We start from the raw sequence: 12919 nt of genomic DNA, 5'->3' as shown, positions 1-12919 counted from the left end.
TCCTGGGTAGCGAGCAAGATGCTCCTGGGTAGCGAGCAAGATGCTCCTGGGTAGCGAGCAAGATGCTCGCACTACGGCAAGGATCTCGCAATTCTTGACATTATGGTTTAAATGCCGAACAGCTTATTGCTTCCTGTCACTCTGTCACCTATTCCCTGTTCCCCGTTCCCTGGTAAACTTTATCAAAGCTTTATTGATGGTCATCTATGGTTTCATTTAAAATTGAGAAGACTCGCCCATTTGGGAAAAGTCTTGTGTGAGACACCTAAGGGTAGAGACAGTTGGCTAAATGGTCTGGCATAATAGACATGCCAGGAACTGTTGCAAAAGAAGGGTTTGGGTGCGGTACAGTCAACGTGACAGAGGTCAACATGGACATAGAACGGGATTCTCCACTTTCATTAAACGGCAAAGGCGATAGACATGAGCCGCCATTGTCTGCGGATTTTGCTGATGAGGTGACAGCGACTCCCCAACGTGGATTGAATTTGCGTCCCTTGTTGCGAACGGCGAAGCGGAAAGCTTGGCTGATTGTGGGTTTGACTACCCTAACCACCGCAGCGGCTTGGTATGTAAGTACTAAGGAAGCCCCAATTTATGCTGGGGGATTTCGTCTATTAGTAGAACCCGTAACCACTGAAGAACGGGCAAGTGACCCTAGCGCCCTAGCTCGCACCAGTGGTGTGCCGAATGAGCAAATGTTTCGCTTGGATTACCCCACTCAGATTGAAATATTAAAGGGAGTGGGTGTTCTGGGACCAGTAGTGGAGGAAATTGAAGCGCAATATCCTGGTAGAGTTAGTGTCGGTGCTTTAAGACAAGGGTTAACTATAGAACAGGTCACTGTCGGAAAAGGGAGAGATTCGGGTACTAAGATTCTGGCAGTGAATTATCAAAGCTCTGATCCTAAACTGGCTGAGTTAGTTTTAGAGGAAACGGCTGAGAAATATTTAAAGTATAGTCTTGATGAACGCCAAAGCAGTATTAGTGAAGGGGTTAAATTTATAGATGAGCAACTGCCGAAATTGCAGGAGCGCGTCAATAACTATCAGAAACAGATTCAGAGTATTCAGGAGCGCTATGACCTGATTGAGCCTCAATCTAAAGGGGCAGAATTACTCGGTCAAGTCCGGGATCTTGAAAATCAACAGCGAGCAACTCAACAAGAGCTAAGGGAGTTAAGAACCCTCTCAACTAACTTGCGGCAACAACTCGGGTTATCTCCAGAGGAAGCCATCGCTTCATCCGCCTTAAGCCAAGACCCGCGTTATCAAGGGTTGTTGGGGAAAATTCAGGAAGTCGAGAGTCAGATAGCAATAGAATCTGCCCGTTTTCTACCCGATGATCCCAAAATGCAAGCGCTACAGGAACAACGGCAGAATTTACAGGCGCTGCTGAATCAAGAAGCCCAAAGGATTATTGGCGAGAACCTCAAAACTACCACCAATAATTCGGATGTGATGACATTTCAGAATTCCGTTCGTATGGGGCTGATTCAGCAACTGGTGGAAGCGACGAACCAGATTCAACTGTTGGAAGAACGCAGTCAGCAGTTAGCTCAGACGAGAGCGACATTCGCGCAACAAGCTCAGCAAATGCCTGAGGTGATCCGCCAGTATACCGAACTCCAGCGGCAGTTGGAAGTGGCGACACAGACGTTGAATCAACTTTTAAGGCAGCGGGAAACATTCCAGGTTGAGGAAGCAGGAAATAAACTGCCGTGGGAAATTCTATCGGAACCGGAAATCGCCCGAGATCAATACGGGAATCCGATAAATATGGCAGAATCCTCTGATAAACTGCTGTTGATGGGAGTGATGGGGGGAGTCGTCTTAGGTCTGGGGTTAGGGGTTCTCCAGGAAAAAATCAGAGATATTTTTTATAGCACAGAAGACCTTAAGGATGCGACGGATTTGCCTGTGTTGGGTGAAGTTCCGGCTTATCAAAATCGGAATCAGAAGCAGGATAAAGAGACTGGGGATCAGGGTTATCCGGATGCGAGGTTTCTGGAAGCCTTTGACTCTATTTATACCAGTATCCGGTTTCTGTTTTCAGACCGCCCGATTCGTTCTCTGAGTGTTACCTCGGCGGCGTTGGGGGATGGGAAATCGACGGTGGCGTTACATTTAGCCCAAACCGCAGCCCAAATGGGTCAACGGGTGCTGTTGGTGGATGCGAATTTGATCCATCCTCAGATGCATCAGCAGTTGAATTTACCCAATGCTAAAGGATTGAGTGACTTGCTGGCTGATGATTTGATGCCTCATGATTTTATCCAGCGATCGCCGATTTCTGATAATCTGTTTGTATTAACCGCAGGTCAACCCCGCCCCCATCTGACACGGCGGTTTGCTTCGGCGCAAATGCAGGAGCTGATGACGGAGTTTGAGACTAAGTTTGATTTGGTGGTTTATGATACACCAGAGTTCCCCAGTTGTATGGATATTAGTTATCTGGCAAGGCATACCGATGGGTTGTTGCTGGTGACGGCAATTAAGAAAACTAAGAATTCGTTAGTTAAGCAAACTATTACTCAGTTAGATGCCTTTGGCTTGCCCACACTAGGGATTATCGCCAATCATATCAAACGATCAGGATTTATGGGGTTACCACCCGCGCCGCAGGAGAGTAACTGGGAGAAAACCCCGGTTTCTGTCTCGTGATTGTATTGTAGAGGCGTTCCGGTGGAAAGTCTAGGGTCAAGCAATTGTAGGGGCGGGTTTAGGGACTAACTTCGGATATTTACCACTCACGGAAAAACAAAACCCGCCCTCTCCACCGATAAATGAACAACGAAACCCGCCCTCCCCACCGATAAATGAACAACGAAACCCGCCCTCCCCCACCGATAAATGAACAATAAAACCTGTCCGGGTTCAGGATAAGACAACCCAACCTAATTTGGTAAAGGGCGACCCGATAAAATTGAGAGGATGGGTGTTGTTGATTTATGCAGCGGGTCGCCCCTACAATAGGTTATATTATTTCGGGTTAAATCTTGTTAATAAAAATGATTTAAACCTTTATTTTTATAGGTTTGTGATTCTAGGCAAGCTTCAGAAGCTGATGTGATTTTATTTGTCATCAATCATTGGTAGGGGCGGGTTTAGGGACAATTGTAGGGGCGGGTTTAGGGACAATTGTAGGGGCGGGTTTAGGAACTAAATTCAGATATTCACCACTCACGGAACAACAAAACCCGCCCTCCCCATCAATAAACGAACCACAAAACCCGCCCTTCCCATCAATAATCTATCACCCACCAGCTCAACCTTCAAAAACCCTCTGGACGAATAGACTCTATCTTACCATCGAGCGCAGCAGCCATCACCCGATAGAAACGGGCGACTTCATGATTTAGGTTAAATTCTTTTTCGATCTTTTCTCTACCTGCGGTGCCGAATTGGCTGCGTAGCTGAGGCTCAGTTAATAGTGTTTTAATTCGGTCAGCTAAGGTGGTAGAATCTCCTGCGGGTACAATATAACCACTCACTCCATTCTCCACCAACTCACTCACCCCCGCAATTTGGGTGGTGACGACAGGAACACCCGCCGCCATAGCTTCCATCAGGGAAACGGGGACACCTTCGGCGAAGCTGGGAAGGACGAATACGTCTGTTTCCTGCATATATTCCCTGACTTCCGCTTGAGACTTATAACCCACAAATTTTACATTATTATTCAATTCTAGCCTTGCTGTCATTTGTTCCAGTTCCGCCCGGTCTTCACCATCACCGACAACGGTTAAGATAATCTCTGGGTGGGAAGATTTTAACATCGCCAGACTTTCGAGTAAGACAGGTAATCCCTTAGCGGCGGCGAGTCGCCCCACATACAACAGTTGTTTACCGGGTTGGTTATGGGAAACTAGGTTAAATAAAGCGGGATCAACCCCACAGTGGACAATGTGCAGGCGATTCCAGGTGTCGGTAGGGGCAAACAGCATCCCTTGACTGCGACAGAAATGACTGATACAGATCACAAAGAGCGATCGCTTGATTTTCTCATCAATCCGCCAACGGTAGGGTTCAAAAAAGATGTAGGGACCATGCATCGTGAAGCTGAAGGGAAAGCCCCCGAGTTCCGCCGCTAGCATGGCTACAGTGCAGCAGGAATCAGCGATGTGGTTATGCAGGTGTTGAATTTGTTGGGTCCCAATCTGTTGCGCCAGAATACCGGCTTCAGCAAAGTAAAATAACTGATAAAGTGTACCTCGCAACCCAGGTTGGTTGGTAGACCATGCCAAGGCTAGGGCTTTCCAATAACGTCCCGGTGAGGTAAATAGGAGAATTAAGTGCGACAACACCAATGTGATCGGATTAGGCGGTAGAATATAGAACGTTTGTTCCCGTTCAGTCTTTTGTTCTAGACCAACGATATGTTCATCACCAGGGCGGCGAACCGAGAAGGTGTAGACCTCTAAACCCTTTTGCCGCAAGCCAGCGACTTCACGTTGAATAAATGTATCCGTTGCTCTAGGATACATTCCCGTTAAATAAGCAATTCGCATCAATTTAACTCCTCAATTACTGGAGGCGTCTGATGCGGCACAGTTCTTAATTCCATTGGGCTACAACTGCGGTCAAGGGCGGTATCTAGGGAGTATCTCGGTGTCCAGTTTAACTGGCGTTTGGCACGAGTATTACTATAGCGTAACGGCTTAAACCGAGCTTGGAGTTTGGCGGGAACTAAGATACCTGGGAGTTTGGCTTTTCCGTTGAGAAGATAGCTGTTAATCGCCCAAGTCATGTTGGCAACTAGCTGCATCACAGTCCAGTTTATCGGGATGGTTCGGGGCGGAGAGTCCATACGTTTCATTAACTGATGGGCATAAGTTTGCTGGCTGGGTAAATCATCATCCACAATATTAATCGTTTCACCGATGACCTGATCCGACTGGGCAGCCGCAACAATCGCTTCAGCACAGTTTTCCACATACGTCAAGGGTATTGTGGCATGATTACCAATCCGAAGCCAGAGGTTGTCGCCCAGTTGAGCGCCGAGATGGGCATTCCAGAGATTATCTCGTCCGTAAACCATACCGGGACGGAGAATGGTAACCTGTCCACCCTGGTTCTGGGCAAAATCGCGGTACAGTTGTTCTTGAATCAACTTTGTCTGAGCATAACCATCTCGCTGGGATGGATTCGACTCAATGGGAGACTCTTCATTAATTATGTCACCGGAATGGATATGCAGGTAGTCGAAAACTGAGAACGTACTAATCCCAATCAGACGCCGCCGATTCGCCTTCACCATGGCTTCGAGTAAGTTCTCAGTCGTTGATACCGTTCCCTCCAACTGACTCTGGAAATCCCCAGCCTTCACCGCCGCCAGATGAATAACTGCATCTATCGTGTCTAAGACTTCAACGAGTCCCTGCTTTTGGCGTAAATCGACACCAACTAACTCTAGGGCTGGGTGATTCGACCAAGGTAGAGGGTTTTGGACGCTGCTAGGTCGCACCAAGGCACGGACGTGATGTCCCTGTCGTAAGGCTTGTGCCACAACATATTGTCCCAGAAAACCGGATGCACCGGTGACAAGTAACTTCATAGGTTGCTGTTGGTTCGTTCCGTTCGTAGTAGGGGCTTTAGCCTTACCTAGTTCGTAGTCAGGGCTTTAGCCTTAATTTTCCACTGGAATCGTTCACTAGCTTAATCCAATTAAACCAGGGCGGGTTTAGTCACATCTGTTGTCCAATCGAAAAGGTAGTCGTGAAACCCGCCCCTACACAATCTTCCACTCTCCCCCTCAAAACTTATCTGCTGATGCATTGCCGTTTATTTCGCCCAAAGCATTGGCGCAATCGGTGTAAAGGAAGATGAAATCGTATAAGCAGAACCTGTATCTAGAGCATTATGAATCGCCAAGACAATTTCATTCACATGCAGCGAAAATTGAGCCGATAGGCGACAGGGACGTTTTTCTCTGATAGCAGCAGCGAGTTCAGCCACACCGCGACAAAAGTCCATTTGCTGGGAACCCCGATAGCGATATCGAGTGGCTTTCCCGACAAGGGGATACTTTCGCTTCCAAGGGCTGATGAACATTTTCCGCCTAATTCTGATGCGCCGTTTAATATAAACGGGAGACCGATAATACCAACAATCCTTGGTACACAGTATTCCTTCATCCCCGACTATCTCCAAAGTATGGTCATGAGGGGCAACAATACCACAGGTTAACCGAGCAACCACCCCTGAGGCAAACTTGATACAAGCCACGGAAAAATCCGGTGCTTCCTCCGCTAAGGGGACATCTGTTTCTTTATCCGGGATTAAGCAAGATGAGAACGCTGTAACGGTTTGCGCCGGACCAAAAAAGGCGACTAACCAGGTGACATAATAACCTGCATGTTCTAACGTACAACCCACCTCAAACTCATCTTTATAGGGCCAAGGGATACCCGATTCACTCGACCATTTTTTGTAGGGCATTTTGTGAACCAGTCCATCGTCGATTTCCGCATACACTAATCGTACCCGTCCGATCGCCTTTTCTCGCAGGGCTTTCCAAATCGTTTGGGCGGTTTCTCCCAGGAGGTTACAGGGTGCGGAGGAGATATACAAACCTCGTTTCTCGGCTAAGTCTACCAGTTCCTCGGCTTGCGACAATTCCATTGCCAGAGGCTTTTCTGAATAGACATGCTTCCCCGCCTCTAAACAAGCTTTTGATACGGCAAAGTGGCTGCTGGGGTTGGTGAGATTAACCACCAACTCAACATTACCATCCTCAAGCAGTTCATCAAGAGTAGGATAGGTCGGCACGGAATGGTAAGCTGAAAATCGGGAAGCCCGATCTTGATCCCGATCCATCACCCCCACCAGTTCCAATTCAGGATGACCGGGAAGGGTTTTCATATAATAATCGGCGACAAAGCCACATCCCACAATCGCGATTCGCATTAATGATCTCCTCAATGCCTAAAGCCTAGTTAGCAGCCACAAGAACTCATAAATCAATTGTAGGGGCGGACGCGATCGCAGCAAGAGGAGGCGATTGAAATCGCTGCTACACCAACCTAGTCCGCCTGCGCGGACTGGGTTATAACGGGGAGTTTTTGCGATCCCAAACAGCTGAAACTTTCTCGAATCATATACCGTTCAGGGGGATCACCGTGCATCGCCGCACCTTCTGCCATTGCCCAACCGCCCCGGATTGAGCGTTTCCACCATTGACTAAACTTGAGCATGGCGGCATCATGATAGGTCATATCGGCATCAATACGGACAATTTTCCAGCCCCGTTGACGCAGGCTGATACACATTTCCGGTTCTTCCCCACCAATGAGGGTTTCGTTGTAGCCGTTTACTTCTCGAATGGCGCTAACGCGGATTAAGGCATCCCCACCACAGGCTTTAGCTTCACCCACAGGGGTGTTCCATTCCATATCCGCGAGGCGGTTATAGATGGAGGCATCCGGGAATCGTTCCCGCCGTCGTCCACAGGCGATCGCTAATTTATCATCATAATCTAGGGTTTCCCTGGCTTGTTCAATCCAGCCGGGGATGAGTTCGCAGTCGCCATCGATAAACTGGACGTATTTGATATCGGGGAACTGTTCGACTAGATACCTAAAGCCTGTGTTACGTCCCCGCGCCATGGTAAACGGTAGGGACATATCCAAGTTGATCACCTGAACACCCAGAGATTCCGCCGCTTCCACACTCCCATCCGTGGAACCGGAGTCCACGTATATAATGGGTGTATCTTGGGGAAGGAGCGCGATCGCGGATTTGAGGCAGCGAATTAGTCGTTCCCCTTCATTTCTGCCAATAGTGACTACTCCAATGGGGGTCATATCTGTTGATTCAATCATGAACCTAGGCTACTATACTGTAAGGAAGGAGTGCGATCGCGCCCTTGAGACAGCGAATCAGTCGTTTTCCTTTATTTTTGCCGATGGTGACTACTCCAAAAATACTGTTTGTTTAAATCAAAAGTGTCCTCGTCATTTGCTAATTATTATATATACTCTTCTCTAGTAGGCTCAATAGTCGTTTATCCAATTCTAGTCATAACTATCAATTCAGATAAAAAATATGAATCGAAATGCTAATTCGTTTCCCATATTTTCTCAAAGGAAAATAATTAAATCCAAAATCAACAACTTTGCACAAACAATTCTTAGACCCGTAATAACTAGAAATCAGATATTTGCGAAAGTTTGTCGAGCATCTTTACTTCCTGAACTTCCAGATTTTCATGGCTTCAGTTTTTTTTATGAATACACATATCCGGAAATTAATCCACCCTTATTTTATATAGACGACGAGATCAATCGAGATTTTTCAAGAAGTTTTCAGCCTCCCAATCAAGAAGCAAAATATCAATCAGGAATTATATTGGCTTCAGATGTCTATGCATCATTCCCTCACCCTATTCATAAATGGAAAGATAAAGTCTTCATAGAAGGCCTAAGAGAATCTTTGAAACCCTTGACTGAGCCGAGATACTTGTTAGCTTTGGCAAGCATTCCATTTGCTAAAAAGCAAAACCTGAAAAGTGGTATCCTTTTGGCAATGCCTTACCACAATAATTACTATCATTGGATGGTGGAAATGTTACCACGATTGCAGATGATAGAAGGTGATGAAAAGTTTAAAGATATTCCGATAATTATGCCTAAAAACAGAACTCCGAAATTTGTATATGAAAGTATAAAATTAACAGGTTTTTTAGACAGAACTCTTTTTCTTGACGACGGAGTTTATCACTTTGATCACCTGTACATACCTAGTTTGCTTTCTCTGATCAAACAGCCTTCACCTCTAGCGATTGAATGGTTAAGCAAAAAACTGGTAACGAATAATCAAATTAACAATAAAAGGCGAATTTATGTGTCTCGCCGCGATGCTTTACGTCGCTCTATCACGAATGAGCCAGAAGTGGAGCAGATGTTGTCAGAGTTTGGTTTTGAAACGGTGTGTCTCAGGGATCATTCTTTAGAAGAGCAGGTTAAAATATTTCAAGAGGCAGAATTTGTAATTGGGAGTCACGGAGCTGGCTTCAGCAATATAGCGTTTACACCTGCCCAATCGATTTTAATTGAGTTATTCCAAGAAGGTCGGTTTTCTCCTACTTTCTATCGATTAGCTGGAATTAAAAATGTAAAATATGGTTTTCTGGTCTGTAAAAAAGATGGGATAGGACAGTATGTTAATGTCAACCAATTGAAAGAGTTAGTTGAAAAAGCAGTAGCAAATATCAACGGTAGAAATATTTATAGCAATCCTATTTAGGTCGTGGCAATTTTCAAAATTGAAACCCTTGCTATACCTGAGTTTCGAGCATTTCGCTTGTTGCATCCTATTTAGGATTGCTATAGTATGTCTAATCAACGCATAGTGATACATATTGGCTACCCGAAATGTGCCTCATCATGGCTACAGCAGGTTATGTTTGCTGATGAGCAAACAGGATTTTTAGCTGCTTGGGGTGCTAAATCTAAAGAAGTTAAGAAGCAATTTGTCAATTCGGATAATTCTTCATTTAATGCTGATGAAGTACGTCGAGTTTATAATATTGGTTTACAAGCAGCTAATCAGAACAATCTAGTACCCGTATTATCTAACGAGCATTTAAGCGGTAACTTAGCGAATATAGGCTGGAAGCAGGAAGTTGCAGATAGACTTTATTCGACCTTTCCCGAAGCAAAAATTATCATAATAGTACGCGAACAGAAATCAATTTTGTTGTCAGCGTATGGACAGTGTATTAAGTTGGGTAGGACTCTAACTATAGAGGAATTTTTGGGTTCTATACAAAAGGGTCATGAAACAGCCGATAATTTGAAGAGACCAACTTTTAAATTAGATTTTGTAAAATATGATTTATTAATTGAATATTATCAGAATGTTTTTAGCAAAGAAAATGTATTAGTTTTACCTTTTGAATTATTAAAAAAAGATTCAAAAAAATTTGCTCAAGCCATCCTAGACTTTAGTGGATCTAATGGAAGTTTACCTAAAGACAAAGTTGCTAAAAATAGTGGTTACAGAGGAGGTTCGTTAATTATAAAACGTCGATTAAATATATTGTTTCCTCTCTATAACAGGATGGGAATACAGGTTACGGGGAAATTGTCAGCAGCAGCCGATAAAATGATACCATCTAGCTTTCATGAACGAATAGAAAATCGGTGGAAGCAATATATTGAGCAGCGTGTTGGAAATTACTTCCATCTGAGTAATCAACGGACTAGCCGTTTGATTGGAATAAACTTAGCTGATTTTGGTTATGATTGCTAATTTTGGTTTTTTAGCGAATAAATTATCTGAATTTTTTGAACATACAATCTAGAAACAATGTTGGTTTACCGACAACCTTAAGTATGTCGCATAAATAGAAACCCGCCTGTCTCATCTTTTCAGCAAACTCCGGAAAGCGATAGCTTTCTTCAAAACGCTTGTTGTATGATACTTCTGCAATAACAAATTCTGTATTCTGAAGAAAATGTGATGCTCCTCGTATAACTTCTAACTCAAACCCTTCAGTATCTATTTTTAAGCCGAAAGGAGGCTGAAATTTATACTCTTCCAATAAAGTGTCTAGTGTTGTAATCGGTACTTCTCTCGTTCTGAGAATTTCTTTTCCTGTTGATGTCAACTCAGTCCTTTTATTGAAACTGCTTCTTGTTAAAGAATTTTGTTCGATTGATAGTGTAAGAGTAGTATCTTGAGAACCTATTGCCGTGATCAAATATTGTCCTTTATATTCTTTGAGAATGTTTGCTAAGGAGGGCTTGTATTCTTCTAGAGGATCAATTAAGACATGAAACGCATCGGGGAATGCCTTATACAGCTCTTTTGTGCCATAACCTGCTCCAATATCTACACATGTCTTTATATCAGTTGCAAAGTTTCTGAGATTTGAAGCATTCCATCCAGAATATTCAGGTTTTATCCGTCTTATATCGTAGCCTAGTCTGGTGAAAGCTTTTTTTATAATTTTTTTCATACTATTATTAAAACGACTCAGAATAGAGGTATTGGGATTACTGAAGATGAAAACGAATAATTTAGATTGATTCTACCATATTTGCTTGATTAATCCAAACAGACGTAATCCACTCTCCACTAGGACTGGATACATTATCTTCGTCATTAGCAGGAAAGTCTAACCTCTTAAAATTTTTAGGAATTGTGGCATCTGCTTCTCTAGATAAAGCCTTATTATTTGTATTGTCAATTACAATATATTGAACTTTTTGCTTCTCTATAATAGATTGGGTTTTTTCTAAGGCTTTTAGTCTAATTGCGCCATCTATAATTATTACATCGAACTTGTCTGGCAGATCGAGTAAATAATCTTCCTCCATACTTTCAATCTCTGCATCAGTCAGCAAGCCTCGATGAGCTTTCCAGTAATCTTTAGGAGTATCTATCGTTGGCTTCCACTCACAAGGAGAAAAATGCAATCTCCATTTTTTTAGTAACTCTGGATGTCGGGAAAAGTGATAGAGGAGAATGATAGCCCATTTAAAACTTGCCTCAAAAGTATAAACTTTCTTGGCTTTTTGACACCACCAAAGAGAGGAAACGCCACCACCATATTCAAGTATGGTCATTTCTGTATTTATATGTTCGTCTAGCCACCTAATAGAGCTTTTTGTATACCAAGGCAGAGGATTTTGGAATAAGCGCTCATGACTTCGGATTATCATAATATCAAATACAGGCGCTATTGATTGAACTAGATTTTTTAACCAAGGTTTCATTGATTCATTTCCAAATATTTTTTATTACCTTCAGGAATCATTATAAAGTTTAAGCGACTTGAGCTAATTGACAATATTTTCCCAGCTATCTAGTCTAGTACGCATTTTTACTAGAGGATGAAACATCTATAGCGCTACTGTAGTATCGGCATATTTCAAAGACGTTATCTGGTTGTAATTGGCTTCGATAAAAGCTTTTAGTGATTCTTGTTCCTGTTGCGTTAACATCTCACGCCAGCGCTGATTTTTTGACGGTTTGAGTCTTGTCGGCAATGAATAGTCTACATCAGGCAAATTCAGCGCCTTGTGGACTTGAGACACAACCAAGCCCGGATTCTCAGCAAAATCCCGACTATGCACCGGAAACACTACATCAAATTGAGGCGCATTTTCCTCAATTGTTGTGTAGACGCGCAACCAGTATTCTGCTAACACAGAAACTTCTCCACCTGGAAACGTCCGTTCGGGTTCAATTTGAGCGGAGGAGTTGGGCCAAATTGAACTCCAACAATGCTTGCCATCTATGGGAAAATAGTATTTAACTCCCGTAAGCTTGTGTTGTTTAGCCCAAGTTTCCTTGAGGCTAGCGACACTACTTACAATATCTCGGCTGGAAACAAGCAGATGTGCATCCGGAAAAATGCTATGCACAAAAGGCAGCTTATTCCACAAATGAGGACTCTTATTGAAAAAGCGAGTATTTTTGCTCCCGCCTTCCTCTACCATGAGTCGAGCAAAGCCTTCTCTAACATTTTGACGGATAGTGTCTGTCACATCTTCCGCCCTCAGGGGTGGACAATTCTGTTTATGCGTCGCTAAAGCCGCAATATCAATATCGGCTAATTTACACCACTCAGGTGAAAGCTCAAAATGGGCATACGTGGGATGGCAAATGTTGGGGTGATGTCCCATACAATTGGCTAAGAGAGTCGTTCCCCCCTTAGCTGTACCGACCATAAAAATTGGGTTAACTAAAGGGGGAAGTTCCCGAAAGTTCAAAGAAAATCTCCTGAACCTGATCAGGGGTTCTGCCACGAAACGTCTGAACTGATCATATTGACGCTTATACTTGGACTTGTACTGGCGAGGAATCGCCTCTTTCAGGGGGACAAAAACTGATTCTTTCATAAATTTTTACATTTATATTCAATTAAATATATGATTTTGATAGTACCATGCCTTCAGCTAAAATAACCT

10 protein-coding genes and 1 pseudogene are annotated in these 12919 nt (G+C 43.7%); 4 read left to right on the top strand and 7 right to left on the bottom strand.

The genetic code is table 11. The features are described 5' to 3' along the window. The first annotated feature begins 308 nt into the window (after window positions 1–308). The gene (locus RID53_RS31000; protein WP_446391757.1) at window positions 309–2663 is read left to right on the top strand and encodes a GumC family protein; all 2355 of its coding nucleotides are present in this window, start codon (window positions 309–311) and stop codon (window positions 2661–2663) included. A gap of 611 nt (window positions 2664–3274) precedes the next feature. Here the strand turns inward: RID53_RS31000 and RID53_RS30995 are convergent. From RID53_RS30995 to RID53_RS30980, 4 genes and pseudogenes are all read right to left on the bottom strand, one after another. Beyond that, window positions 3275–4510, bottom strand: a complete 1236-nt coding sequence (locus tag RID53_RS30995; RefSeq protein WP_446391756.1) for a glycosyltransferase family 4 protein — start codon at window positions 4508–4510, stop codon at window positions 3275–3277. Then, a complete protein-coding gene (locus tag RID53_RS30990) occupies window positions 4510–5556 on the bottom strand; it encodes an NAD-dependent epimerase/dehydratase family protein (protein ID WP_446391755.1) in 1047 nt (348 codons plus the stop codon). Before RID53_RS30990 ends, RID53_RS30995 begins: the two co-directional genes overlap by 1 nt. 227 nt (window positions 5557–5783) lie before the next feature. Further along, window positions 5784–6908: a Gfo/Idh/MocA family protein gene (locus RID53_RS30985; protein WP_446391754.1), complete on the bottom strand. Its 1125-nt coding sequence runs from the start codon at window positions 6906–6908 to the stop codon at window positions 5784–5786. Between the two features lie 170 nt (window positions 6909–7078). Beyond that, window positions 7079–7804: pseudogene (locus RID53_RS30980) on the bottom strand (glycosyltransferase family 2 protein); the annotation flags it as partial. A gap of 16 nt (window positions 7805–7820) precedes the next feature. On the opposite strand from RID53_RS30980, the gene RID53_RS30975 reads away from it, so the two are divergent. From RID53_RS30975 to RID53_RS30965, 3 genes are all read left to right on the top strand, one after another. Next, the gene (locus RID53_RS30975; protein WP_446391753.1) at window positions 7821–7988 is read left to right on the top strand and encodes a hypothetical protein; all 168 of its coding nucleotides are present in this window, start codon (window positions 7821–7823) and stop codon (window positions 7986–7988) included. 57 nt (window positions 7989–8045) lie between these two features. Continuing rightward, a complete protein-coding gene (locus RID53_RS30970; protein WP_446391752.1) occupies window positions 8046–9245 on the top strand; it encodes a glycosyltransferase family 61 protein in 1200 nt (399 codons plus the stop codon). Window positions 9246–9332: 87 nt separating this feature from the next. Continuing rightward, a complete protein-coding gene (locus RID53_RS30965; RefSeq protein ID WP_446391751.1) occupies window positions 9333–10253 on the top strand; it encodes a sulfotransferase domain-containing protein in 921 nt (306 codons plus the stop codon). A gap of 22 nt (window positions 10254–10275) precedes the next feature. On the opposite strand, the gene RID53_RS30960 is transcribed toward RID53_RS30965, so the two are convergent. The 3 genes from RID53_RS30960 to RID53_RS30950 form a co-directional block, all read right to left on the bottom strand. Continuing rightward, window positions 10276–10962, bottom strand: coding sequence for an FkbM family methyltransferase (locus RID53_RS30960; protein ID WP_446391750.1), 687 nt, complete (start codon window positions 10960–10962; stop codon window positions 10276–10278). A 61-nt stretch (window positions 10963–11023) separates the two neighbouring features. Further along, window positions 11024–11722, bottom strand: a complete 699-nt coding sequence (locus RID53_RS30955; protein WP_446391749.1) for a hypothetical protein — start codon at window positions 11720–11722, stop codon at window positions 11024–11026. A 126-nt stretch (window positions 11723–11848) separates the two neighbouring features. Continuing rightward, window positions 11849–12850 carry a sulfotransferase gene (locus RID53_RS30950; RefSeq protein WP_446391748.1) on the bottom strand — a complete coding sequence of 334 codons (1002 nt, stop codon included), beginning with the start codon at window positions 12848–12850 and terminating at the stop codon, window positions 11849–11851. Window positions 12851–12919: the final 69 nt, after the last annotated feature.

It is taken from the genome of Coleofasciculus sp. B1-GNL1-01 (assembly GCF_040220235.1).
In the GTDB taxonomy this organism is placed as follows: Bacteria; Cyanobacteriota; Cyanobacteriia; order Cyanobacteriales; family Coleofasciculaceae; genus Coleofasciculus.
This window is presented reverse-complemented; position numbering and strand designations above follow the sequence as displayed.